Source organism: Asaia prunellae JCM 25354, from assembly GCF_000613885.1.
Taxonomy (GTDB): Bacteria; Pseudomonadota; Alphaproteobacteria; order Acetobacterales; family Acetobacteraceae; genus Asaia; species Asaia prunellae.
Genome location: NZ_BAJV01000017.1, coordinates 1 through 23,355, shown reverse-complemented (window position 1 = coordinate 23,355; position 23,355 = coordinate 1). Strand labels below are relative to the sequence as shown.

Sequence of the window (23,355 nt, the reverse complement as noted above, 5' to 3'; positions counted from 1 at the left end):
CGCCATTCGACAGATAGGCCTCAGTCAGGCCGGACGAACGAGCTCATAAAGGGCTACAGCTGCAGCATTGGACACATTAAGGCTTTCCATATCCCCGGGCATATAGACACTGGCGATTTCATCACAGCTTTCACGTGTCAGACGACGCAGCCCGGCACCCTCGGCGCCCAGCACCAGCGCTACACGACGGCCTGTATAGCTCGGCCCGTTCAGAACCGAGCCACCGGCATCGAGACCCACGGTCCAGAGACCGGCATTCTGCAACTGGGCAATGATACGCGACAGATTGACCTCACGTAGAACCGGCACAACATCGAGTGCGCCGGAGGCCGCTTTTGCAAGCGCCCCGCTTTCCTGCGGCGTGTTGCGATCCTGAACCACGAGTGCCGCGGCACCGAAAGCCGCAGCAGAACGCAGAATGGCCCCGATATTGCGCGGGTCAGTAACCTGATCGAGAATCAGCAACGGACCCTCACTGCCTTCAAGAACCTCATCGAGAAAAGGCGGAGTCAGGGGTTCGACACGCAAGCATACCCCCTGATGCACGGCATCGCGCTCGCAGAGCAGATCAAGGCGCTGGCGTTCCACCACATTGGGGGAAATCCGTATTGGCGCCTGTCTGGATTCGAGCGCCGACAACCCCTCTTTTGTCACGAGCAGTTCGTGCAGGTGGCGATCCGGATTACGCAGGGCGGCCTCAACCGCATGCAGACCATACATCCAGTAACCGCTGGCTGCGGCGCGCCCCTCGGCAGAGCGGCCCGAACGGCCTGACGGGGAGCGGGGAGAAGACGGGCGTGAAGGGCGTTTCGACATGAAGGTTCTTCTAGAGGAACCCTCATGTCATGCAACAAAAATGAAGAATGCCCGTTGACACCAATCCTGATCCGCCATATTTCCCGTCCCGACCTGGAGAGATGCCCGAGTGGCTAAAGGGGGCGGACTGTAAATCCGCTGGTGTACGCCTACGTTGGTTCGAATCCAACTCTCTCCACCAGGTCCCCTCCCTTCTGAATCATGAATATAAAGAGCGCTATCCTGCTGTGCTACAGGCTGATGGAATGCGTAATGGCTCGACAGGGCAATCTCATTTTCCGACCTGCCTTGTAAGCTGAAGATGCATTGCTTCCCGCAGGCTCCACGTTACACAGTCTTGAATCTGGTAGTGCCTGAATAGGTTCCGGGCAGTCTGTAGGACTGCGCCCGCCCCTCGCAGCGTGACCATGAATTTCAGGAGTGTGATGTCAATGCGTTCTGACTCGATCCGCCAGCAGTTTTCAGAGCGGATAATTTCCTCCAGGCATGGTCGCACGGCCAGGAGGCTTTCGCGCTCCCTGGCCGCTGCGTGTCTCGGCATCTCCTGTCTCGGGCTGTCCGTAGCGACGGCTTGGGCCGAACCGCGCAAGGTCATTCTGGATGATGACGGCTTTGCCCTTGCTCAATGGATGGTGATCAAGGCGCCCGATGTGCAGGTTCTCGGTGTCACGACCGTCACCGGCGATGCCTGGGCGAAGGAAGCCACTGCCATGGCCCTGCGTGGTGTCGAGATCGCCGGGCGTCCTGACCTGCCGGTCTATACCGGTGCCAGTTTCCCTCTGGTGAATACAGAAGCCCAGACGGAACGCTGGGAAACGCTTTACGGCAAGCTCGTCTGGAAAGGTGTCTGGATGAAGCACTGGGTGGAACCCACCCTGCAGAAACTGCCGCCCTATCATGGGCGATGTGGTGCCTGATCTGCCGCAGGGCAATCCGACTGTCAAAGCACAGTCGGAACGTGCAGCCGATTTCATGATTGATATGGTGCACCGCTATCCGCATCAGGTCTCGATCATCGCAACCGGTCCGTTGACCAATCTCGCCTTGGCCCAGCGTCTCGATCCGGAATTTGCCTCGCTCGCCAAGGAGCTGGTTTATATGGGAGGCAGCCTCAACCCGCGTCAGACACGCCCCGATGAAGTTGCCCATCAGTTCGCGCGTGAATTCCTCAATGCGCCGCGCCGTGAATTCAATATCCGCTTCGATCCTGAAGGGGCCAGTATTGCCCTGCGTGCACCCTGGGCAAAAATCACCATGATTCCTGTCGATCCATCGACAGATACCGAGCTGACGCCCGCGCTTCTCAAGCGTCTCTCCCGTTCCGACACGCCGGTTGCCCGCTCGCTCAAGACAAGGGAAGCCGGTTTTCCGCTCTGGGACGAAATTGCAGCGGCTGTCTGGCTTGACCCCAGCCTGATCACCCGGAAAGCCGATCTCTATGTCGATGTGAACACGCAGTTTAACGCGTCCTACGGCGACATTCTGTCCTGGTCACCCGGTTACCAGCCCGGTCTGGGAGAAGGCCGGACGATCGTCGTACAGAGAATCGATATTCCCCGCTTTGAAGATCTGATGGACCGCCTCGTTGCCGCCCCGCAAAAGCCCCTGAGCGGCAGACCTCTCCCCTGAATGCTTTCTACAGAAACTGTGGCGCAGCCAGATTTGGCAGCGCCACGACTGGTATTTCAGAACCTGAGATGCGGGAACGTATTTCTCGGGCAGATGTCCATACTATCTACGAAAACTGTCCGACAATTTCCGATCTCCACGGAGAATCTGCCCCTCGTCTCGCGCAGGTCGTGCTGGCAACCTTCTGACCAAAGGCAAGGGCATCATGCAAGGCTTTGTGTGAGGGGTGTCCCAGCGCTTCGGGTGTGAGAAGACCGTTTTCATGCAGCCCGGCAAGAAGCCCGGCCATGAAACTGTCTCCCGCCCCTACCGTATCGACCACTTGGGTCGGGATGGCATCGGCATGGGCGTGTGAGACACGACTCCAGCCGCTTACACCGTCCTTGCCATGGGTAATCACTACTACTCTGGCTCGGTGCTGAAGCCATAATGTCGCAGCATCCCCGTGAGCCAGACCGGGGAAAAGCCAGTCGAGATCCGCACCACTTATCTTGATGATATCGGCAGCCCGCAGCAGCCTGTCGATACGCGCACGATATCCGACCTCGTCACGCACCAGAGAAGCACGGATATTCGGATCAAAACTTACCAGACGCGATCCGCCGGTCTCGCGCAGAAAAAGCCGTTCATAAGCCGAGGCCGTTGGCTCACGTATCAGCGCAATCGAGCCGAAATGCAGCGTACCCACTCCGGCGAGCGCTTGATCGGAGGGTATTGTTTCAACAATACGATCGGCTGCGCCTTCATCGTAGAATGCATAGGCAGGCTCGGCCTGATCGAGACTGACAAAACCCAGTGTCGAGGGCGCGTTCAGCCTTTGCAGAAAACGCTGGCCTACCCGGCTCTCTGTAAGACCGGCGACAAACTGGTCGCCAAACAGATCGTTTGAGACGGCACAACCATACTCGGTTGGAACACCCAGCCTGCCCAGTGCACGGGCCACATTATAGGACGAGCCGCCCAGACAGGGGCGATACGCCCCGCCTCCTTCGGCCTGGACGGGAATAAAGTCGATCACTGCCTCACCAAGGCAGAGAACAGAGTCTGTCATGGCTGTTTTTTCCACCCCATACAGGCGAGTCATTCATACCGGCGCAAAACGTTGACTTCAGACACCCGCTGCCGTGGCTTCGAAGACGGCAGAGGCTTCAGTCGTCTGTGGATCAGAAAAGAGCTGCTCTGCGACTGCCGGGCTGAAAGTGAAGGTATCACAGCCCAGAGAAGCCAGACGTGCCATATCCTCGGCGTGACGAAGACTGGCAACCAGCAGGCGTGTCGATGTACCGCTTGCAGCCAGAATGGCCCGCATTTCGGTAATAACCGCCAGCGCATCGCGCCCGCTGTCACCGATACGTCCAAAATAGGGTGCAACATAATCAGCACCGGCTGCCGCAGCGGTCAGGGCCTGATGAGCGACATAGACCGCTGTCAGCGTCGTGCGCACGCCACGCGCATGCAAAGCGGCGACTGCTCTTATGCCATTCTCGGTAATTGGCACCTTGACCACGAGACGCGGGTCAAGAGCAGACAGGGCCAGGCCGGTTTCAATCAACGCCTCGGTTTCTGTACCCCAGCACTGAGCCTGCACCTCGTGCACAGGATAGGCCAGTATCTCACTTACAAGCGGCGTCAGATCATCGAGGCGACTATGCAGCCCGGCACGATCAAGAATGGTCGGATTGGTTGTGACACCATGAAACAATCCGGTTGGAAGCCAGCGGGCAAACGCAGCCCGATCGGCTGTATCAAGAAACAATCTCAGACCCTGGCGTTCGCCCGGTGCGGCTCTGTGAACCATGTCATCCTCCTGACATCATCTGGCCAGCATAGATGGCCGACTTTTGTCTTATTGTCAGGACATATGTTGGTATAGACAAACACATCTGCGTCACCAGCTTGCGTGACGCAAATGACAGATCCAGGAAGACCATCATGACACGAGTGAAGCGTGTATCAGGCAGGAACGTAACATCAGATCGTTCAGTACGCCTGCGCGTGGCCTGGATGTACTACGACCGCAAGATGACCCAGAAAGAGATTGCCGACACACTGGGTCTGGCACGCACCACCGTTATCCGCCTGCTTGAAGAGGTACTGCATCGTGGCGAGGTACAGATATGGATCGCCACTGATTCCGATGAGTCACCAGGCCTCGCGGCCGATCTTGAGAACCGTCTCGGACTGGCTGAAGCCATTGTCGTTCCTGATACCCGGAGCCAGGAAGAGGCCAATCACTCTGTCGGCACCGCTCTTGGGCGCTTTCTTTCTGAAACAATGCAAGACGGCATGACCATAGGTGTCGGCTGGGGCAGAACACTCAATGCGTCTCTGTCCAGCTTTCGCCCTGCGCGCCTGCCGGATACGCGCGTCATTTCGCTCCTTGGCGGCATGATCGAAACAGGGCGTGAGAATACGACTGATTACGCCTGGCAACTGGCCAGCCGCATGGGTGCGGAATGTTTTCTTTATCCGGCACCACTTCTTGTCGACTCTCCTGAGACGGCGAATGTCCTGCGTAAGGCCTGTGGACTTGACCGGCTCGATCGCATGGCAACATCGCTCGACATGGCAGTACTCAGTGTAGGTGATATTGGCGAGACCGCCACATCGTTGTCACGCAATCTCATTTCCTCGCTCGACTATACAGCGCTTGTCGCACAAGGCGCGGTCTGTGACGTGATGTGTCACGCTCTGGATGGGAGGGGTACCGAAGTCGACCACCCCCTGAACAGGAGAATCATGTCTGTTGCGCTCTCTGTGCTGGCTGAAACACGCCAGCTGGTTCTGGCATCCGGCGGGCGAGCCCGAGCCCCGGCCATTCTGGCCGCCATAAAACGACTGGGGTGCCACACCCTTATTACAGATGAAGGTGCTGCACACGCTCTGCTCGATCTGACGGCAGACACACCCTGAGAGCATGGCTGTAATTGCACTGCAAAAGAAAACGCCGCCCTTGCCATGAAGGAGCGGCGCTTCGAAAAAAATATAAGAGAAAAGAACAGAAAAAGCTTTTACTTCAGCTTAGCGTTACACTGCGAGTAATAGCCACCGCCTTTCTGTATCCATTTCAGAGAGCCATTTCCCCCTGTCTGCTGATTGGCATGATACTGGTCAAGGCAGGTTTTCATGCGTGCCTTGCCAGCAGACAGCTTGGCATATTGCGCCGACACAGATCCCGGAAACACCACATTGCCAGAAGCAACCGTGCTGGGCTTTGAAGCAATACCCGCACCAGGGGCTGCAGGGGCATCGGTGGTTACTTTCCTGTCAGCTGCGGCTTCTTTCTCGGCAGGAGGCATGTTCTGTTGCGCAGCCTGGGCCGAAACCTCACCGCACTGAGCCGCCTTGAAATCCTTGTAGGACTGACCGTTCAGCGTACCTGCCTTCTGTGCAGCCTGAAATTTCGCATGACATTCCTTTGCGGTGAGCGCCAGAGCCGGTGAGCTGGCGAACGCCGCGCCTCCGAGCATGAGACCGGCCAGAAGCGCATGGCCATGCGAAAATTTCAGTGCCATCGACATTTTCCTCACAAGTCAATGCGGATCAGTTGATCCGCTCGCCATGAAGAACCATGTCCAGACCTTCAAGTTCCTCATCACGCGTCACACGCAGACCAATTGTCAGATCAATGGCTTTCAGGATGATGAAGGTAAAGATCACGCACCAGACAATAGTTACTCCGACAGCCTCGGCCTGACGGATAAACTGACCGAAAGACCCTACCACACCGGCAGGGTTTGCATCGGTTGCCGAGAGCGGGCCATAGGCAAACACGCCTGTCAGCAGCGCCCCTACAATACCACCTGTCCCATGAACGCCAAAAGCATCAAGACTGTCGTCATAGCCAAGGCGTGGCTTGAGAATGGCAGACGCCCAGAAGCAGACCACACCGGCTACCAGACCGATAATCAGTGCCGGGCCGGGCAGAACAAAACCGGCAGCCGGGGTGATAGCCACCAGACCGGCCACAGCACCTGAAATGATACCAAGAGCCGTAGGCTTGCGGGAATGAATCCATTCTGCGGCCATCCACGCCATGGCACCGCCGGCTGTGGCAATCTGCGTGGTCAGCATCGCCATGCCGGCACGGCCGTTGGCCCCCCCGGCAGAACCGGCATTGAAGCCGAACCAGCCTACCCAGAGCAGCGACGCACCAATAATCGCATAGGTCAGATTATAGGGCGACATATCGTCATGGCCGTAGCCCCGGCGCTTGCCGAGTACCAGGGCCGCAACAAGGCCCGCAACACCAGAATTGATATGTACAACCGTACCACCGGCAAAATCCACGGCGCCGATACCGGCCACCCAGCCCAGCGGGCTCCAGACCCAGTGTGCGACCGGGGCATAGACAACCAGAGACCAGAGAACCGTGAACACACACAGCGCCGAGAATTTCATGCGTTCAGCAAAACTGCCCGCGATCAGCTGGTGTGATAATGGCAAAGGTCATCTGGAACATGACCCACACGCTTTCAGGAATGGTCATCGCCACGGGATTGGCCGAACTGGCCCCCATGGTGAAAGCCTGATCAGCACCCTTGCTGATATGCTCGGCCACGCCATTCAGCATGAAGCGGGACATGTCACCGATCCAGGGCGTACCTGTACCGAAAGCAAGACTGTACCCCACCACCAGCCAGACAATGCTTGCAATACAACAGATGGCAAAAGACTGGATGAGCGTGGCCAGCACGTTCTTCTTGCGTACCATACCGGCATAAAACAGGCCGACACCGGGAATGGTCATCAGCAGCACAAGCGCCGTGCTGACCAGCATCCAGGAGGTGTCACCGGTATCAATAGCGGCAGGCGCCGCGAACGCAGGCAGCGGCAGGAGAGCGAGGGAAAAGGGAACAATCGCCTTGAAGATGCGGCTCATATGGCGGTTTCTCCCGTCTCACCGGTACGAATGCGAATGACGCTGTCGAGCGGCGAAACAAAGATTTTGCCATCACCGATTTTTCCGGTGCGGGCGGCGTTCAGGATCGCATCGACCACTTCGTCAACGATAGCCTCGGTTACGGCAATCTCGATCTTGACCTTGGGCAGAAAACTGACCTGGTATTCCGCCCCTCGATAAATTTCCGTCTGCCCCTTCTGACGACCGAAACCCTTGATTTCGGTGACCGTTAGGCCTTGCACCCCCAATGGGGTGAGCGCTTCGCGAACATCGTCCAGTTTGAACGGCTTGATAATCGCCGTGATGAGCTTCATTACATCCTCCGCGCCGCAAGAGGCCTCTGTTTCTGCAAACAGTCCTGCTGATTGTGATGAACGCAAATCGTGCCAGTTTCATAACGATATTGGCAAGAGCCCAGAACGATCCATTTCCCATTTCGTGCGACTGCATTAAAAAAGCCACGGTTGTTCAGACTGTGGAGAAATGAGCCCCATGCGACAGATCGATATCTGCATCAACGGCGCTGGCCCGGTTGGAGCGACTCTTGCCTGTCGTCTCGCAGCCTCGGGGCTCAGAATCCTGCTGATTGACCGCGCCCCCCTGCCCGGTATGGAACATCCCTCCCTTGATGGACGCGCCTATGCCATTACCGAAGGGTCACGCCGCATGCTCGATGCTGCCGGAATATGGCCGCACCTGACGGGGCCGACACAGCCAATACGCAGCATCACGGTCAGCGATGGCCGCCCCGGTGAGCCCGCATCACGTCACGGGCTCTGCTTCTCGCCTGATGACGCTCCGGTCGAGAACGGCAGAGCCATCCCTTTTGGCTGGATGATCGAGGCGCGGCTGCTGCGCGCCGCCCTGAATCAGGCCCTGACCGCGCATGAAGGCGCGCTCGAGGTCGCCGCGCCTGAAACGGGCAGCTTTGTTTTCGAGCCGGACCATGTCGCAATCACCCTTGGTTCGGGCGTACGCTATCGCGCTGCCCTGGTCATTGCTGCCGAAGGCCGCCAGAGCCTCTGCGTCAGCAGGCAGGCATCATGGTCACACGCCTGCCCTATAACCAGTGCGGGCTCATCAGTATCATCCACCATGAGAGGCCGCATGAAGACCGGGCTCTTGAACATTTTCTGCCGCAGGGACCTTTTGCCCGCCTGCCTTTGCCAGGCAATGACGAGCACCCCTATCGTTCCGCAATTGTCTGGGCAGAGGCCACAAAACGCGCGGAACGTTTCTACGCCCTCGACCAGAATGGTTTCGCCAGGGCCATCATGCAGCGCCTTGGTGACGATGTCGGGAATGCCGTACCGGTTGGTCGTCGCTGGATCTATCCGCTCTCGGCCCAATATGCGCAGCGCTACACGGCTCCCCGCCTCGCTCTCGCGGGCGATTCTGCTCATGGATTACACCCGATCGCCGGTCAGGGACTGAATGCCGGATTCAAGGATGTCATCGCCCTGACAGCCGTGCTTGAAGAGCGTTTTGCAAAGGGGGGCGATCTTGGCAGTCCTGATCTTCTGATGCGCTACCAGAGGCGCGTTCGCCCCTCAAACATGGCCATGATGGCCGCATGTGACGGGCTCGAACGTCTTTTCGGCAATGATAATCCGGTCCTGCGCTTCGGGCGTGATCTGGGCCTTGGCGCCATGAGCCGCCTGCCAAATCTGCGGCGCGCCTTCGTGAAAAAGGCTATGGGACTATGAGCAGGAAACCCGATCTCGACGCTATCTGGCAGGAAATGCTGAAACAGAGCGATGTATGCTGCGACGTTCTGATCCAGGGGGTATTCGCGACCGGCATCAGTGATCATCGAAACTTCCAGGGCGCGCTTGCCGCTCTTCTGGGCACCAAACTGGCCGACCGGGCACTTTCGGCCCCTGTCCTTTCTGCTTTGGTAACCTCGGCTCTGGTCGCAAATCCCGAAATTGCCGAGGCAGCCGCCGAGGATATGATCGCGGTTTTCGAACGCGATGCCGCCTGCCCCGATTACGTCACCCCTTTCCTGTTCTTCAAGGGCTATCACGCGATCCAGGCCTATCGGATCGCGCACTGGCTCTGGCAGCATGACCGTCAGCATCTGGCACGCCATATCCAGAGTCTGGTCAGCGAACGCTTCGGCCTCGACATCCATCCCGCCGCACAGATGGGTCGACGACTCGTTTTCGATCATGGGGCCGGGATCATCATTGGTGAAACCTGCATTATCGAGGATGATGTCTCGCTGCTTCAGGGCGTAACACTGGGCGGCACCGGCAAGGAAACAGGCAACCGTCATCCCAAGGTACGCCGCGGCGTTCTGGTCGGGGCCGGGGCCATCGTTCTCGGCAATATCGAACTCGGCGAAGGGGCCAAGATCGGCGCCGGTTCGGTGGTGCTGGAAAACGTGCACCCCTATACCACTGTCGTTGGAAACCCGGCTCGCCGCATCGGCACACGTCATACCAGCATGCCAGCCCTTGGTATGGACCAGCGCCTGCCTCCGGTGGATTATGTGATCTAGGGTAGCCTTAATCGAAAGCCTTGCGCACGAGAGAGCCGAGCAGCGTTCCTTCCACCGCCCCCTTTGCCTCTGTGGCACCCAGATAGGGGCCAAGAGCCCCTGCAAGGTTTGAGAGGGTCAGCGTCTGGAGCCAGATGCGTCCGGGCCCTGTCAGCCGCGCGAGAAACAGGCCGTCGCCGCCAAACAGGCCTGCTCCCAGCTTGCGCTGAAAGGCAAGATCAAGACGCACACCTTCGGTACCAGCTATAAAACCGTGACGATGGACGAGATAGGCGCGGGATCCATCGAGCTGATGTCCGGTGATATGTCCCGGAATCTTGGCAGCGAAAGCGACAATACCCGGGGCGCCCTCTGCGCGGTACTCGGTCATGAACAGACCGCCTCCCGCGACCATACGCGAAATCGAGCCGAGAAAACCGCTGTTCCCGGCACCAGCCGTACTGGTAGTCAGGGTAACATTCGGACTCTTCCAGGAGAGTTCGCCCGTTTCGGCTACCAAACGCTCCCCGGGTTGAAGAGCGATCCGCAGCACCGGAAAAAGCGACCCGTCAATCTGTACGTCCATTCCATGCTCCTCTTCCAATACTCAGACACAGGAAATGGCATGATCATACAGAGCCGCACATCGTCAAACTGACAATCCTTATTTTCCTGGATGTACGGGTCAGGAACAATCAGATCAGAGAAATTCCACGTGGCTCTTGAAGCCCAGAAGTACCGCGTCCTTCAGGTTTCCCTGTCCGTTTGGCCTGATGAAAAGCTCGACCATGGGTTGCATCAACACACCACGCAAAGCATGCCAGCCATAATTGGCTTCCATGACAATTGCGTGCCTCTGGATACCGGTTGCCCGATAAGGCAGCACCCCGCCTCTGGCACGAAGCAATTCCTCTGTGCGCTGCACCCCCGGGGAAATAGCCGTATAGCTGAAGGCCAGTGCAATCGTGTCTTCGGGACGTGAAACCCAGGTACCCCGGCTTATGAGACCGCCGTAGACCTGCCAGTGGCGCAGGGCAACGCGTTTGTCATTATAGAGAAACCCCCAGAGAGCCGTCAGACCTGAATCCGTGTCCTTGCCCTCTGCATCGTGCCGATAGGTCATGAATTTCTGATCCATCAGTACCCAGGTATTGTAACTGGCACGATGCTGCCGCTGGGTCATGCCAGTAAGAACGTAAGGCTGACCGTATTGGTCCTCGTGAATGTCCGAAAGCGGTGCAGTCGTAAGAGCGGCGCCAATCTTATAGTGGCCGGGAAGATGGCCTTTCAGCTTCGGTTCCCACCCCAGTTCAAGCGGCAGACGGACACCATTGATATAGGCACTGTTGAATTTGAAACCGGTCCTGTTCATCGAATAGGAAAACATACCCTCTTCGGTCAGATAAAGACCAAGCTGGATATAGGACTGGGACAGGGGTCTCCCTCGGACACGCATCCCCCAGACGCCGGCCGGAAAGGTCGAGGCAAAACCGGTATCAGCCGCGGCACGGGGGCGACCGCAAATAGCGTTGATCTGAAAGGTACAGAACAAGGGACTCGCCACAAAATCGGAGAGCTCGGCCATACGTCCCGCCGCAATGGAGAGTCTGCCACCGTAAAGCGTCTCTTCGCCATAAGCCATGACGAGATGCACCACCACATTGCCACCACCGCCATAGATTTCAGAAGAATGGTTCAGCCAGTCGCCGAACATACGATTGGACGGCGTTCCATAACGTCCGGTTACCACCATATGGGTAGCAAAACCTTTGATATGAGCGATGCGTTCCCAGTCCATATTGAGCGAGAGAGCATATTGTCCCGCATTGCTCGAACCCTGCCGATAATCTCCGACATCTCTGGTCGGTTTGGTAACAGCAGCCGCATATTCATTGGTGTTATCCAGAAGAACACCGATCCCGTGACGACGCAGCCAGTCGGTCAGACCATAGGGATTATAAAAGATGGCCTTGGGCTGGCCGAAATCCGGCACACTTGTGGGCTGCAACGGACGATCAGGAAACGGATCATTGATCTGATAGCTTGGTTCGGCCCCCGTCTCGTCTTCGTCATTCGAGTCTGCCCATGCAGGTAGTGGCATGGTGAGTCCTGCAAGGCATGCAGCAGCAAGACTCCAGCGATAAAACTGACTCAGCACGATAGACGGGGCTCGCGAAAATTTCAGGCTCTTTTCTCTATTATCAGAAAAGCTCCCTTGACCATCCCTCTTTCTGGTCAATTCCGCCATGCATGAAAAAAGGGAGACATCTATTCGTCATCGATCCTGCGCTTGGGCAGGAGCGCCGGAATGAAGGTCAGAGTGGCCAAAAGCGTACAGGCCAGAGACATCAGCAGCAATCGGCCCATACTTGCCGTACCAGGATGCTGCGATGCTGCCAGCGAACCGAAAGCCGTGCCCGTTGTAAGCGCCGAGAACAGGACAGCGCGTGCTGTAGGCGATGTCAGCGGACTCTTGATCCCGGCACGCCAGTTCATGACGAAGTAAATATTGAATGACACGCCTACCCCCAACAGCAGAGGCAAGGCGATAATATTTGCGAAATTCAGTGTCTCCGGCACTACCACAATCAGAATAACCGTGAGCAAAGCCGAAAGAAGCAGCGGTGCCAGAACAAGCAACACATCCAGCAGGCGACGCAATGCCACAAAAAGGATGATCGCAATCATGACCAGCGCAGAAACAGCCGCCGTAGAAAAGGCATGAACCATTGTATGCGCGCTTGCGACCACTTCGAGTGCCGTACCAGCCGTATTTTTATCCACTGAAAGCAGATCGTTCAGGAAGCGATACAGCACCTTGTTGTCTGACATGCGTCCTTTGGGAAGAATTTTCAGAAGTGCACGGCCATCAGGCAGAACGTAATCGCGCGCAATATCCTGTGGGATACTCTCAATGGTCACAGCTGTCGGCTGGAGTACATCTACCAGCTGTGAAAGCTGCTCGGGAAGAAAGCGTGTCAGGGCGGTGTTGGCCGCGATGATCTGTGCATCCGGCGCTTGGCGAGAATGGCAAGAGATTTCTGGATGTCCCGCAGGGGCGAAGTCGGCGCGGTCTTGTCAAGAACGGCACCGAGCTTGCTGGCCGCGGCAGCCGCGGCGGCACGCAGTTCATCCGCATCCGGTGCAGGCTGTACTGTCTGGCCTACCAGGGTCGGCAGCAGGATTGATGCCGTATCCTTGATCATCGCCAGTTTTTCTGTCTGGTTTTCCGGCACAAACATGCCAAGCCACATCACCGAAGAGACACTTGGCAACGCATCAAACTGCCTGACGCGTTCTGCCGCAATCCTGAGGTTGGGCACAATGACCTCACCGTCATAAGGCGAGGCACGTGGATCCTGCTCCAGAAGATGAAGTGCACGCATCCCTTCTGTGTCAGGATTCTTCGTATGCAACGGATCTGCATCAAAACTCAGCTGAGGGATCAGCACGCCGCCGATGACCGCCAGTACGGCAAAAAAGGCCAGAACGGGTTTACGGTGGTGACGCAACAGGCGATCAACCCCGGCGAGCTTTCTGAAGCCCGGCTCACCACGACTGAGACGCGCACGGAACAGGCAGAGCAGGGCCGGAAGCAGTGTCATGGTGCAGAGAAAGGCGATGATCATGCCGATACCGGCAATGAGTCCCAGCTGGGCGACCCCAACGAAATTGGTCGGCACGAAAGCCAGAAAACCTGCGGCCGTGGCAAGAGACGCCACCAGAATCTGATGACCGGTTTCTCGCCCTGTTTCGGCCAGAGCATCGGCAGGTGACATGACACCTCCCAACATCAGGCGCTGGCCGCGAAAGCGTACCGAGAACTGGATTGCGAAATCGACAGCAATTCCGACAAAAAGCACAGCAAAAGCAACGGAAATCAGATTGAGCTTGCCAACGGCTATGGCCGCAAAACCGGTGGTCAGAAGCAATCCGATTATCAGCGTGATGAGTATGGGCACGATGACCCGCACCGAGCGCACAGCCAGAACCAGCCAGCAGGCAACCAGCACAAGCGAGGTTACCAGTCCGAGCCCCATGCCATGCGCTACGGTCGAAAACTCCTCATCACTCAGCTGTACGGGCCCCGTAATCATGGCAACGGCATTACCGCTCTTGATGAAAGGCAGGCTGTCAATGGCCCTACGCATTGCATCGCTCGCCACACCACCGGGCTGTAACGATCCGAAATCCTGGTGGGGCTGGGTTATGACATATTGATAGTTGCCGGCCATATTCGCGAGGGGGCCTGCAAGAAGATTCTGCCAGGAAAGATCTTTCGGATGCCCCTGTGCTGCATCATGAAGCGCTGCGGCAAAGCCTGGAGTTCGGGTGTGAAGCTTTCCGGAATGTCCTCACCGGCTGATAGCCCCTCACCCATCAGTCCAAGGGCAGAAAAGATGCCGCGTGCCGAAGGGTCTGCTGAGAGTGTACCGAGAAATGGCTGTGCTGCACGATGGAATCAAGCAAGGAGCCAAGAACCGGCTTGTCCAGATAGAGCAGACCGTGATTTTCCAGAAACGGCGAATCATCCGGCAGTCTGACCGTGCGGAAATTCTTGTGGTCGGCCCGAAGGATCCTGGCCAGTTCACGTGCCGTCGCCCGTCCCTGTTCAGGCATGTCAGCCTTGATGATAGCAACCATCAGATCGTCATTTTGCGGGAAAAGCCGGCTCAGCTCCGCATTGCGCTGTTTCCAGGGCAGACTGGCCGCGAACATCTCACCAGTATCGGTTGTCACGCCAAGACGTTGCGCTGTCAGATACAGACTGCCAGCCGTCAGAACCGCAAAAAGAAGAATAACGATCCAGACGCGTCTTGTGCAGAACGAGACGATCGTGCCTATGAAATTTGCAAGCATAAGAATGCGATGAACCCTGCCACGGAGAGACGTCGAAACGCCACGGTCCGGGCAGGTTTAGAGCATTGTTCCCCGATTGGGAAACGTCACGTGCAACGCTTGTGTAACGTCATTCTCAACTGCGGGTATTACGGAGAAAAGCAAGCGTCTCCACACAGGCAGCTGAGGCCTCACGCCCCTTGTTATGCACGTCCTTGCGCGAGCGGGCCTGAGCCTGTTCATCGGTATAAGTCGTCAATACCCCGAAAGAAATCGGTGTTTCGGTTGTCAGCTGTGCCTGCATGATCCCGATCGTGGCACCAAGGCTGATAAACTCGAAATGGGCGGTATCACCCTTGATGACGCAACCAAGGCAGATAATACCTTCATACGTCCCGGTCTTGGCCAGGCTTGCGCCATGAGGGGCAATTCGAACGCACCCGGAGCATCGAAGACATCCACGTCACGAATATTATGCTCTTCCAGCCATTCAAGCGCGCCATCACGCAGACCATGCGTGACATCGGTATTGAAGCGGCTGACCAGGATGGCGAGCTTTGGAGTCGGCACCAGTGTCAGATCAGGGGCGACAGGAATGGTCTTGCTCATGGGGTAATCCTTATTTCCTTACCATGGTATCAATGAGTTCGGGCCAGACATCGCTCAGCTGATGTCCCATCCGGGTACGCTTGGCATGCAGATAGGCACGATTGAAAGGGTTTGAACCTGCTTCAAGACGCTGCTGGTTCACCACCTTCAGTCCTGCGGCTTCAAGACCGGACACCTTGTTCGGATTGTTTGTCAGCAGGGTCAGGGTGTCGATGCCGAGCAATTGCAGGATGGCAGCGCCCGTCACCCAGTCGCGCGCATCACCAGGAAGACCGAGCTCGAGATTGGCATCGAGTGTATCCTTGCCATCATCCTGCAACGCATACGCCCTGATCTTGTTGCCCAGACCGATTCCCCTGCCCTCATGACCACGCAGATAGACAAGTACGCCGGATTGTACTTCGGCGATACGCTCCAGTGCCTCGCGAAGCTGCGGACCGCAATCGCAGCGCAAGGAACCCAGCGCGTCACCGGTCACGCACTCCGAATGCAGGCGGACCAGAGGCACACTCTGGGAGAGGTCCCCCTTGACCAAAGCCACGTGCTCAATACCGTCCGGTGCACGAAAGGCATGAATACGCAGATCATGCCCACCATAGACGCTCGGCAGAGCTGCTTCGGCAATACGCTGGACAGCAGGCGGAACAGGGCTGGGGACGACAACCTCATCCAGAGCTTCACGACCCTGTACTCGGCACCAGGCTGCAATTTCCTCGATACTGATGACCGGCATGTCATGGCGGGAAGCGAAGTCCTGCAATTCGGGCAGGCGTGCCATTGTGCCATCACGACTCATCATTTCGCAGATTACCGCTGCCGGGTGCAGCCCGGCCAGACGGGCAAGGTCAATCGCCCCCTCTGTATGACCGTCACGGGCAATCGTTCCCTCCGGATGGGCACGTAACGGGAAAATATGACCCGGCGTGCTGATATCCTCCGGGCGCGCGTCAGGGTGAGCTGCGAGCTGTATCGTACGCGCACGATCGGCTGCTGAAATACCGGTCGTAATCCCCGTCGTGGCTTCTATGGAGACAGTAAAGGCCGTTCCCCGTGGATCATGCCCTCGACGCGGCATCATGGGCAGATCGAGACGATCAATCTGTTCGGCTTCGAGTGGCAGGCAGATCAGCCCTTTTGCATGAGTTGCCATGAAGTTGATGGCCTCAGGCGTGGCGAACTGCGCGGCGATCACCAGATCACCCTCGTTTTCCCTTCCCTCATCATCGACCATCATGACCATACGTCCTTCTCGCAGGGCCGTAACGGCGCGCATGAGCGAGTCAAACGGCACCGTGCTCATGAGCGCACTCCGTATTTCAGCAGGCTTTCGACATATTTGGCCAGAACATCAACCTCGACATTGGCACTCGTGCCCGGCACGATTTCGGACAGGCCGGTATGATCCAAGTGTGGGGAATGATCATCAGGGCGATGGTAAAGGCGCCATCGGTAATATCGCTCACCTCATTGACCGTCAGGCTGATGCCATCAAGCGCGATTGAGCCTTTTTCCACCACATAGCCACGCAGGGCAGCAGGAAGACGAAAGACAATATGATGCGACTCACCAACAGCGTTTACGGAAACCAGAGTCGCCAGACCATCAACATGGCCTTGCACGATATGGCCGGAAAGCCGGGTCGCTGGCGTGCTGGCCCGCTCGAGATTGACTCTCACCCCCTCTTTCAGGCGACCAAGCGCCGTACGCGACAAGGTCTCAGCACTGACAAAGAAATCCGCGAGCCCGGTAGAATCATAGGTAGCAACAGTCAGACACACCCCGTTAACAGCAATGCTCTCACCCAGATCCATATCCGCAAGCCCTGTCTCGACCTGAAGCAGAATGGCCTGATCGCGAGGTTCGACGGTCTTGATACGGCCGATATGTTCGATAATGCCGGAAAACATCAGAAGGCAGCCTTGTCAGCAGGAAGGGGATTGATCCCTTCAGCAAGTATGAAACGCAGGGGAGAAGGAGAATGAGCGCGCACCGAACATCGGTCCGGCCCCTCATGAGACGCCCTGATTGTCAGCCAGTCATCCCAGAGTCCGAGACGATCAATCTCTGCCAGCAACACCGGACCAGCCTCGACCATGGCCCAGTTCACGCCATGATCACCCAGCATGCCAGGGATCTCTGTCAGATCATGTGAGACGATCACCCGGTAACCGCTACCAATCATCATTTCGCGCCAGGAATCCGGCACACGGTTCTGCCGATCGCAGACAACAACCAGCCGGGGGGCACGATCTTCATGATCGACGACATGCCGAACGGTAAATCGCGGACGATCGGCAAGTACCGTGCCGATTCCGGTGATAATTGCATCACTTGCGCGTCTCAACCGATGGGCAATTTCGAGCGAATTCTGACTGGTGAAAGTTGTCTTCCCCTCAGGAGGAATCATCGATCCCTTCCCGTCGCAGGCCTGTTTGACGGTTATCCAGGGGCGCTGCCTGATAATGCGTGTCGCAAACGGGGCCAGCAATGCCTGGCAGGCACGATGCGTTTCGGCCAGGGCCGGGCATTCCTCAAGAAGAATGACATCACGCCCCTCGGGCATCTGACGAAGACGGGCAATACCCCCTCCTGCCACAGGGTTAGGGTCGCGCATTCCAACCCAGACCGTGCTGACAGGACTGTCACGCAAGGCTTCGCTGCAGGGCGGTGTGCGACCCACATGATTGCAGGGCTCCAGCGTCACAAGTGCTGTTGCAACCCTGTCAATCACGCCCAGTTCTCTGGCACGATACAGGGCCAGTGCCTCGGCATGGCGTGCACCCGTACGATGATGCGCTGCTGTCACGAGTATGGCTCCCTCACGATCGAGCAGGTACAGCCGACAGCAGGATTGGGAGATGTAGCGCCGAGATAGCGCGAGGCTTCTGTCAGTGCCGCATCAAAGCCCAGACGAACGGTCTCGATGACGGACTGGGAGAAAACGCCGCTTTCCCTGTCAGATCTGGAGGAGAAAACTCCCGGCACGATAATATGGTCCCATCCCATCAGGACGGTCCCCGGGCGTGAACATCCGTTACGCTCGAAATGGCTGGCCATCAGGAGCGTATTTTCTGTTCTCTATCATCCGGACTATGACCGTCGGCTCCGGATTCTGACCGGATCTGCTGACCTTTCGACAACAAGCCGAAAGCGCTCGCGGGCTTGTGCTGAAGCACCTACCGCCGGTGGGGAATTACACCCCGCCCCGAGAACGTCGTTAACAAACACCGGCCTGTCGTGACCGGAGAGACACTATGTGCTGTCTTTCAACCAATTTGCAAGAGAGGGAGGCAGGTAAGGCTGCACCACGATCAGCATGGCTGTGGTCAAACTATGCAAAATGAACTGCCATTGAAAAAGGCGGAGCCAAGCTCCGCCTTTTTCAATGCACTATTTCCGCAATGCAGCGAATCAGCGCGTCGCAGCCTGTGGAACGGAATTATGGATGGCGCCCTGAGTGGCACTCGCACCATTGCTCACATTATGTCCAATAGAGCTGACATCGCGTCCCGCACCATCAACCGTATTACATGCGGTCAGGCTGACAGCCGGAAGTGCAAGGAGAACAGCGAAAGCACTTGCGCGGAAAAAGGAAATCTTAGTCATGGAACATTTCCCTAGTAAAATGTGTGGGGCCAGTTAACGTCCCGATAGCGAGACGGTTCTCTGTGTTACAAAAGAGATGCTCCTGTCGTGACATGCCTCTCTGGCAGCACCAAAAACCTACGTCCCGGCGCCCCAGGAAGAGCCTCATTTTTGCATTGAACCTCTTCTTTCTCCCCGCGCTTTCTCCTTGCCTCTTTCCGCTGACCTTCATGTTTTCAGGATCTGCATGACACGAACACCCCCTGCACTCCTCTGGTTTCGGGACGATCTCCGTCTTGCAGATCATCCAGCCCTGAATGCTGCCGTAGAGGCCGGTGAAACCTGTCTGTGCGTGTATATCCTCGACAGTTCCAACACGACACGCCCCATGGGCAGCGCTCTGAAATGGTTTCTGCACGAGACCCTTGTGGCATTCAGAAAGAGCCTGAAAGATCAGGGCGGAGACTGCCTCTTTCTGGAAGGGGATCCGGCAGAACTCATTCCCCAACTGATGGAGCAAAGTGGCGCCAGAAAGCTCTATTGCCATCATCGTTATCAGCGGGAAGCGCGGGATCAGGACGAAGCCATTGCCAGAACTCTGGAACAATCGGGACGCGAAATGCGTCGCTTCCATGGCACTGTGCTGCGCCCACCTGAGACAGTCACAACCAAAACGGGATCACCCTACAAGATCTTCACAGCCTGGTGGAAAGCCTTCAAGGCACTCGGCACACCGCCACTGCCCATTGCAGCACCCAAAAAACCAGAGTTTTCAGACTGGAATTTTCTGAACGGAACATCCAGGAAGGATAAAAAAGCATTTCTCCTGCAGATCCAGAAAAAATGCTCCTGCCCGGCCATCCCGACTGGGCGGGTAAAATGGGTGAATACTGGGAGTTCGGCGAGCAGGCTGCGCAGGAAATCGCCCATGATTTTGCTTCCGGCCCGCTTGATCACTACGAAACCGGTCGCAATGACATGGCGGCAGAAGACAGTTCACGACTTTCCCCTTATCTGCGTCTGGGCGTCATCTCACCACGTCAGGTCTGGCACATCTGCGCTGACAAGGGAGCCAAGACAGACCGGGAGATTTATCTCTCAGAGCTGGGGTGGCGGGATTTCTCCTGGTATACGCTCTTTCATAATCCACATCTGCCAGACAGAAATCTCAAGACCCAGTTCGACGCGCTTGGCTGGCGGCGAAGCAGAAAAGACCTAATCGCATGGCAGAAAGGTCAGACAGGTATTCCTGTTATCGATGCCGGTATGCGCCAGCTCTGGGAAACCGGGTGGATGCATAACAGAGCGCGTATGATTGTTGCCTCCTTCCTTGCAAAACACCTGCTCATTGACTGGCGTCAGGGCGAAGCCTGGTTCTGGGATACCTTGATTGATGCTGATCCGGCGTCGAATGCGGTCAACTGGCAGTGGGTAGCAGGAACAGGGATAGAAGCCTCTCCGTTCTTCCGCATCTTCAATCCCCTCCGTCAGACCGAAAAATTCGACCCAAAAGGCGACTATATCCGCAGATGGGTACCCGAGCTAGCGCGCCTGCCGGATGAGGCCCTTGCAGCTCCCTGGGAAGCAGAATCAGCTGTTCTGGAAAAAGCGGCAGTCACGCTTGGCAAGACCTATCCGAAACCGGTCGTCTCGCTCAATGAAGGACGCGACCGCGCCATGGCTGCCTACCGCAAGACCCGCGCGTCATAGACGCGTAACGGTAAGCTTCAGCAGGTCGCCGTTATGTGTGGATAGCGTGAGAGGCACCGTGTCACCCGATGCAAGTATCGCTACCGCCTCCAATGCAGGCAGATTGGTTGCAAGAGAAAAAACGTGCTCGCCGATCTGGGCATTATGACCCTGTATCAGACGGAGGGGTTCAAGCGTCTCTCCTGCCTCGTCCGTAACACGGCTGACTGTTTCCTGACTGAGAATGGCGTAGCTGTGTATCATGGGCTCTGAGAGGATGAAGAAATTTTCCCAGTCCTTGGCCTCAGTTGCCTGAAAATCCAGCCTTCATTCTCGATACTTCTGAGAAAGCGGCTGGTCCCGTCCATACGTTGCAAGGTGACTAGTCCGTTCGGCAATCGCTTTGCCAGCAATTGAGGAATCGGCATCGGTAACGAGACTACCTTGCGCAAGGTGACGGGAAACTCGGCGAGCGAGACATTGTCAGCAAAAAAGAAGAGACCCGGGTAACGTCCCGGTGACGGCGTGATCGAGAACAGACAGTCGCGCAGCGGGTCATGATCGACGACATGCCCAAAGAAATCAAGAAGCCAGAAACGGGTAGAACCATAAAGCATGAAAGCGGGTCTTTCTCTTCAATCGACTGATGCCACGCCTGCGAGGGTGAGGCATTTCTGCATGACACTGGGCAGGGCCTGATGTGCCACGCGCTCAGGCGGACAGGCAAAACCGGGCTGATTGTGCAACGCAGCGAAATCCGCCAGTCGCGCCACCATAACTCTCAACTGCAATGTGAAATGTGTAAAAACATGACGAATCTGTCCAGCCTCTTTCCAGGCTGCCTCTACCGGAGCCTCTTGCAGCATCTCGGGCAGGGAGAGAGCGCTATCCAGCCAGGCGGAACCGGGCAACTCGGTCATGCCACCAAGTAATCCCTTTTCAGGACGTTGACGCAACCAGATTGCCCCCTGTCTGTCGCTGGTCACAAAGACGACACCATATCGTTCCGGCTTTGTCTTGCGCGGCGCCGAACCGGGAATCGTTGCGGAGCTCCTGTGGCATAGGCCTTGCACGTGGCACGCCAGGGACACATCAGACAGGAAGGACGACGCGGCGTACAAAGTCCGGCCCCGAGATCGAACAATGCCTGGGCAAAATCACTGGGGGCCTCACGGGCCTGAGGATCATCATTCAGGAGGGTTGCCAGACGATCAAGCTGACGTCTTGCAGCGGGCAGAGGCTCTTCAATGGCATGAAGCCGGGAAGTAATCCGTTCAACATTCCCGTCCACCGGGACAACAGGCACCCCGAATGCGATCGCTGCAATGGCACGGGCCGTATAGGCCCCGATGCCAGGCAGAGCCTGTAGCCCCTCAACGTCGGAGGGAAAACCGCCTAACTGGGCCAGCTTTTGCGCACAGGCATGCAGATTACGCGCGCGGCTGTAATAGCCAAGCCCGGCCCATAATGCCAGCACCTCCTGTTGCGGGGCTGCTGCAAGAACCTGAACGGTCGGATAGCACTTCAGAAAACGCTCATAGTAAGGCATAACCGTCGTGACCGTTGTCTGCTGCAACATGATCTCACTCAGCCATACGGCGTAAGGATCAGCTACCTGACCGGGGAGGGCACGCCAGGGCAATACGCGTCTCTGATGCGCGTACCAATCGAGAAGAGCAGAAGCAGAAGGAGTCACCCGGGCGATATGAAGCGAGATCCCTCATTGGACAAGAGCCGGAATATCGAAAAAGGCGCCGGTAAGAACCGACCCCGACAAGACAAGATGCACACGACCAACCCGCCCCGGTCACAGCACACCGCACCGAATAACGATAAATCTCCCGTGCCGGAGCGTCGCAGCTGGTCGCCACGCGCTCTGGGGTCAATTCTGCCGCATGTCACGAAACCGGCTTTCGCAAAACGGGCTGCTCCGGCTGTAAGGCTGATACTCGACTGGCCGGAGATCGTGGGACCCGCTCTCGCCGCCCAGACAGAGCCCAGACGCCTGAGTGTCGGCACTCTGACAATTGCCTGTACCGGCCCTGTCGCGCTTGAACTTCAGCATCTGGCACCGCAGCTGATCGAACGGATCAACGCTCATTGCGGCCCGTTGCGAAGTGGACGCAATCTGCGTTTTGATGACGGGTCGATTCTGGTAAAAAAAATCAGGATCCTCCAGGATCCTTCGATCCTGCGCCCTGTGACGCCTGCAGCACGGCCGGCCCCTCTGCCAGTCACGGTACCAGATATGAAGGAGGGTGAACTGCAGGCCGTACTCGCCCGGTTGGGCGGATATATCCGACGAAAACCCAGATAGCGACAGGGCGCTGAAAGACCATTTTCTGCCCTGTTCCTGACAAGTCGACCCTTTGTCACGAAACGACATCGCGCAGTTACGCTTTCGTCTTTATTCCGCCCTTTCACGATACGATATGCATGAAAGAGAAAACGGATTTTCACCGCTTTCCCTGGAAGGAAAGACCCAGTCCATGAATCGATCACAAAGGGTTAAGGCAGGACTTCTGACCCTCCCGCTGCTCCTGCCACTTGCTGCCCATGCCCAAAGGGGAGGCCCTGGTGGAGGCGGACCAGGGGGTGGATTTCATGATGGAGGCCCTGGCGAAGGTGGTTTCAGAGGCGGTGGCTTTCCGGGAGGTGGCCCCGGCAGAGGACCCGGAGGCGGCTTTCCGGGCGGAGGGCCTGGCAGAGGACCTGGCGGCGGATTCCCAGGCGGAGGGCCTGGCAGAGGATGGCATGGAGGAGGTCCCGGCTGGGGTGGTCCTCATTGGGGCGGCGGCGGATG

Annotated in this window: 18 protein-coding genes, 1 tRNA gene, 8 pseudogenes and 1 riboswitch; of the genes and pseudogenes, 10 read left to right on the top strand and 17 right to left on the bottom strand. The window is 57.2% G+C overall.

Annotated features, from left to right (window positions below; translation table 11 throughout):
* Positions 1-24: 24 nt before the first annotated feature.
* The gene (gene rlmB / locus JCM25354_RS13315) at positions 25-816 is read right to left on the bottom strand and encodes a 23S rRNA (guanosine(2251)-2'-O)-methyltransferase RlmB (RefSeq protein ID WP_025886365.1); all 792 of its coding nucleotides are present in this window, start codon (positions 814-816) and stop codon (positions 25-27) included.
* Between the two features lie 95 nt (positions 817-911).
* Between rlmB and JCM25354_RS13310 the strand changes: the two genes are divergently transcribed.
* The 3 genes from JCM25354_RS13310 to JCM25354_RS19065 all read left to right on the top strand — a co-directional run bounded on the left by JCM25354_RS13310 (position 912) and on the right by JCM25354_RS19065 (position 2,445).
* Positions 912-997, top strand: a tRNA-Tyr gene (locus JCM25354_RS13310).
* Positions 998-1,241: 244 nt separating this feature from the next.
* A complete protein-coding gene (locus JCM25354_RS23115) occupies positions 1,242-1,733 on the top strand; it encodes a nucleoside hydrolase (RefSeq protein WP_279379581.1) in 492 nt (163 codons plus the stop codon).
* A complete protein-coding gene (locus JCM25354_RS19065) occupies positions 1,714-2,445 on the top strand; it encodes a nucleoside hydrolase (RefSeq protein WP_279379580.1) in 732 nt (243 codons plus the stop codon). The genes JCM25354_RS23115 and JCM25354_RS19065 overlap by 20 nt, the downstream gene beginning before the upstream one ends.
* 106 nt (positions 2,446-2,551) lie before the next feature.
* Here JCM25354_RS19065 and JCM25354_RS13300 read toward each other — a convergent pair whose 3' ends face one another.
* Positions 2,552-3,496 (bottom strand): carbohydrate kinase family protein, encoded by a 945-nt coding sequence (locus JCM25354_RS13300; RefSeq protein ID WP_035447871.1) that lies wholly within the window; start codon positions 3,494-3,496, stop codon positions 2,552-2,554.
* A gap of 57 nt (positions 3,497-3,553) precedes the next feature.
* Positions 3,554-4,243 (bottom strand): transaldolase family protein, encoded by a 690-nt coding sequence (locus tag JCM25354_RS13295; RefSeq protein ID WP_051537414.1) that lies wholly within the window; start codon positions 4,241-4,243, stop codon positions 3,554-3,556.
* A 134-nt stretch (positions 4,244-4,377) separates the two neighbouring features.
* Here JCM25354_RS13295 and JCM25354_RS13290 point away from each other — a divergent pair, with 134 nt between their 5' ends.
* Positions 4,378-5,358: a sugar-binding transcriptional regulator gene (locus JCM25354_RS13290; RefSeq protein WP_025886362.1), complete on the top strand. Its 981-nt coding sequence runs from the start codon at positions 4,378-4,380 to the stop codon at positions 5,356-5,358.
* Positions 5,359-5,456: 98 nt separating this feature from the next.
* Here the strand turns inward: JCM25354_RS13290 and JCM25354_RS13285 are convergent, their stop codons facing one another.
* The 3 genes and pseudogenes from JCM25354_RS13285 to JCM25354_RS13275 all read right to left on the bottom strand — a co-directional run bounded on the left by JCM25354_RS13285 (position 5,457) and on the right by JCM25354_RS13275 (position 7,662).
* The gene (locus JCM25354_RS13285) at positions 5,457-5,960 is read right to left on the bottom strand and encodes a hypothetical protein (protein ID WP_035447868.1); all 504 of its coding nucleotides are present in this window, start codon (positions 5,958-5,960) and stop codon (positions 5,457-5,459) included.
* Between the two features lie 28 nt (positions 5,961-5,988).
* Positions 5,989-7,327, bottom strand: a pseudogene (locus JCM25354_RS19060) (ammonium transporter).
* Positions 7,324-7,662 carry a P-II family nitrogen regulator gene (locus tag JCM25354_RS13275; protein WP_025886360.1) on the bottom strand — a complete coding sequence of 113 codons (339 nt, stop codon included), beginning with the start codon at positions 7,660-7,662 and terminating at the stop codon, positions 7,324-7,326. The pseudogene JCM25354_RS19060 and the gene JCM25354_RS13275 overlap by 4 nt, the downstream one beginning before the upstream one ends.
* Positions 7,663-7,831: 169 nt before the next feature.
* Between JCM25354_RS13275 and JCM25354_RS19055 the strand changes: the two are divergent.
* Together JCM25354_RS19055 and cysE are read left to right on the top strand one after the other, a co-directional pair.
* Positions 7,832-9,054: pseudogene (locus JCM25354_RS19055) on the top strand (UbiH/UbiF/VisC/COQ6 family ubiquinone biosynthesis hydroxylase).
* A complete protein-coding gene (gene cysE / locus JCM25354_RS13265) occupies positions 9,051-9,851 on the top strand; it encodes a serine O-acetyltransferase (protein WP_025886359.1) in 801 nt (266 codons plus the stop codon). Before JCM25354_RS19055 ends, cysE begins: the two are co-directional and overlap by 4 nt.
* Before the next feature lie 7 nt (positions 9,852-9,858).
* Here cysE and JCM25354_RS13260 read toward each other — a convergent pair whose 3' ends face one another.
* The 8 genes and pseudogenes from JCM25354_RS13260 to JCM25354_RS13225 all read right to left on the bottom strand — a co-directional run bounded on the left by JCM25354_RS13260 (position 9,859) and on the right by JCM25354_RS13225 (position 18,884).
* Positions 9,859-10,416, bottom strand: coding sequence for an AIM24 family protein (locus JCM25354_RS13260; protein ID WP_025886358.1), 558 nt, complete (start codon positions 10,414-10,416; stop codon positions 9,859-9,861).
* 114 nt (positions 10,417-10,530) lie between these two features.
* Positions 10,531-11,988 (bottom strand): carbohydrate porin, encoded by a 1,458-nt coding sequence (locus tag JCM25354_RS13255; RefSeq protein WP_025886357.1) that lies wholly within the window; start codon positions 11,986-11,988, stop codon positions 10,531-10,533.
* 110 nt (positions 11,989-12,098) lie between these two features.
* A pseudogene (locus JCM25354_RS19050) lies at positions 12,099-14,690 on the bottom strand (MMPL family transporter).
* Positions 14,691-14,805: 115 nt separating this feature from the next.
* Positions 14,806-15,278: pseudogene (gene ribH, locus JCM25354_RS19045) on the bottom strand (6,7-dimethyl-8-ribityllumazine synthase).
* Between the two features lie 10 nt (positions 15,279-15,288).
* A complete protein-coding gene (locus tag JCM25354_RS13240) occupies positions 15,289-16,578 on the bottom strand; it encodes a bifunctional 3,4-dihydroxy-2-butanone-4-phosphate synthase/GTP cyclohydrolase II (RefSeq protein WP_035447866.1) in 1,290 nt (429 codons plus the stop codon).
* Positions 16,575-17,185, bottom strand: a pseudogene (locus JCM25354_RS19040) (riboflavin synthase). The gene JCM25354_RS13240 and the pseudogene JCM25354_RS19040 overlap by 4 nt, the downstream one beginning before the upstream one ends.
* A pseudogene (gene ribD / locus JCM25354_RS19035) lies at positions 17,185-18,284 on the bottom strand (bifunctional diaminohydroxyphosphoribosylaminopyrimidine deaminase/5-amino-6-(5-phosphoribosylamino)uracil reductase RibD). Before ribD ends, JCM25354_RS19040 begins: the two co-directional pseudogenes overlap by 1 nt.
* Before the next feature lie 63 nt (positions 18,285-18,347).
* Positions 18,348-18,495, bottom strand: a riboswitch (FMN riboswitch).
* 194 nt (positions 18,496-18,689) lie between these two features.
* Entirely contained in the window at positions 18,690-18,884 is a 195-nt protein-coding gene (locus JCM25354_RS13225) for an entericidin (protein ID WP_025886355.1), read from the bottom strand.
* A 226-nt stretch (positions 18,885-19,110) separates the two neighbouring features.
* Here JCM25354_RS13225 and JCM25354_RS22715 point away from each other — a divergent pair.
* Positions 19,111-19,548: pseudogene (locus JCM25354_RS22715) on the top strand (deoxyribodipyrimidine photo-lyase); the annotation flags it as partial.
* A 158-nt stretch (positions 19,549-19,706) separates the two neighbouring features.
* Positions 19,707-20,573 carry a cryptochrome/photolyase family protein gene (locus tag JCM25354_RS22710; protein ID WP_243444069.1) on the top strand — a complete coding sequence of 289 codons (867 nt, stop codon included), beginning with the start codon at positions 19,707-19,709 and terminating at the stop codon, positions 20,571-20,573.
* On the opposite strand, the gene JCM25354_RS13210 is transcribed toward JCM25354_RS22710, so the two are convergent.
* The 3 genes and pseudogenes from JCM25354_RS13210 to JCM25354_RS19020 form a co-directional block, all read right to left on the bottom strand.
* Positions 20,568-20,816 carry a hypothetical protein gene (locus JCM25354_RS13210; protein WP_025886353.1) on the bottom strand — a complete coding sequence of 83 codons (249 nt, stop codon included), beginning with the start codon at positions 20,814-20,816 and terminating at the stop codon, positions 20,568-20,570. The genes JCM25354_RS22710 and JCM25354_RS13210 overlap by 6 nt on opposite strands.
* Positions 20,813-21,169, bottom strand: a complete 357-nt coding sequence (locus JCM25354_RS20335; protein WP_025886352.1) for a hypothetical protein — start codon at positions 21,167-21,169, stop codon at positions 20,813-20,815. The genes JCM25354_RS13210 and JCM25354_RS20335 overlap by 4 nt, the downstream gene beginning before the upstream one ends.
* 18 nt (positions 21,170-21,187) lie before the next feature.
* Positions 21,188-22,248 (bottom strand): annotated as a pseudogene (locus tag JCM25354_RS19020) (A/G-specific adenine glycosylase).
* Positions 22,249-22,257: 9 nt separating this feature from the next.
* Here JCM25354_RS19020 and JCM25354_RS13195 point away from each other — a divergent pair.
* A complete protein-coding gene (locus JCM25354_RS13195) occupies positions 22,258-22,869 on the top strand; it encodes a DUF721 domain-containing protein (RefSeq protein WP_243444068.1) in 612 nt (203 codons plus the stop codon).
* A gap of 287 nt (positions 22,870-23,156) precedes the next feature.
* On the top strand, positions 23,157-23,355 hold a 199-nt coding region (locus tag JCM25354_RS21425), incomplete at its 3' end, for a hypothetical protein (protein WP_159103503.1).

Excerpts from the sequence above, each read along its gene's own strand:
- JCM25354_RS13275 (WP_025886360.1), bottom strand. The coding sequence starts at position 7,662 with ATGAAGCTCATCACGGCGATTATCAAGCCGTTCAAACTGGACGATGTT.
- cysE (WP_025886359.1), top strand. The coding sequence starts at position 9,051 with ATGAGCAGGAAACCCGATCTCGACGCTATCTGGCAGGAAATGCTGAAA.
- JCM25354_RS13290 (WP_025886362.1), top strand. The coding sequence starts at position 4,378 with ATGACACGAGTGAAGCGTGTATCAGGCAGGAACGTAACATCAGATCGT.
- JCM25354_RS19065 (WP_279379580.1), top strand. The coding sequence starts at position 1,714 with ATGGGCGATGTGGTGCCTGATCTGCCGCAGGGCAATCCGACTGTCAAA.
- JCM25354_RS13260 (WP_025886358.1), bottom strand. The coding sequence starts at position 10,416 with ATGGACGTACAGATTGACGGGTCGCTTTTTCCGGTGCTGCGGATCGCT.
- JCM25354_RS13210 (WP_025886353.1), bottom strand. The coding sequence starts at position 20,816 with ATGATACACAGCTACGCCATTCTCAGTCAGGAAACAGTCAGCCGTGTT.
- JCM25354_RS20335 (WP_025886352.1), bottom strand. The coding sequence starts at position 21,169 with ATGCTTTATGGTTCTACCCGTTTCTGGCTTCTTGATTTCTTTGGGCAT.
- JCM25354_RS13240 (WP_035447866.1), bottom strand. The coding sequence starts at position 16,578 with ATGAGCACGGTGCCGTTTGACTCGCTCATGCGCGCCGTTACGGCCCTG.
- JCM25354_RS13285 (WP_035447868.1), bottom strand. The coding sequence starts at position 5,960 with ATGGCACTGAAATTTTCGCATGGCCATGCGCTTCTGGCCGGTCTCATG.
- JCM25354_RS13225 (WP_025886355.1), bottom strand. The coding sequence starts at position 18,884 with ATGACTAAGATTTCCTTTTTCCGCGCAAGTGCTTTCGCTGTTCTCCTT.
- JCM25354_RS13295 (WP_051537414.1), bottom strand. The coding sequence starts at position 4,243 with ATGGTTCACAGAGCCGCACCGGGCGAACGCCAGGGTCTGAGATTGTTT.
- rlmB (WP_025886365.1), bottom strand. The coding sequence starts at position 816 with ATGTCGAAACGCCCTTCACGCCCGTCTTCTCCCCGCTCCCCGTCAGGC.
- JCM25354_RS13195 (WP_243444068.1), top strand. The coding sequence starts at position 22,258 with ATGAAGCGAGATCCCTCATTGGACAAGAGCCGGAATATCGAAAAAGGC.
- JCM25354_RS22710 (WP_243444069.1), top strand. The coding sequence starts at position 19,707 with ATGCTCCTGCCCGGCCATCCCGACTGGGCGGGTAAAATGGGTGAATAC.
- JCM25354_RS23115 (WP_279379581.1), top strand. The coding sequence starts at position 1,242 with ATGTCAATGCGTTCTGACTCGATCCGCCAGCAGTTTTCAGAGCGGATA.
- JCM25354_RS13300 (WP_035447871.1), bottom strand. The coding sequence starts at position 3,496 with ATGACAGACTCTGTTCTCTGCCTTGGTGAGGCAGTGATCGACTTTATT.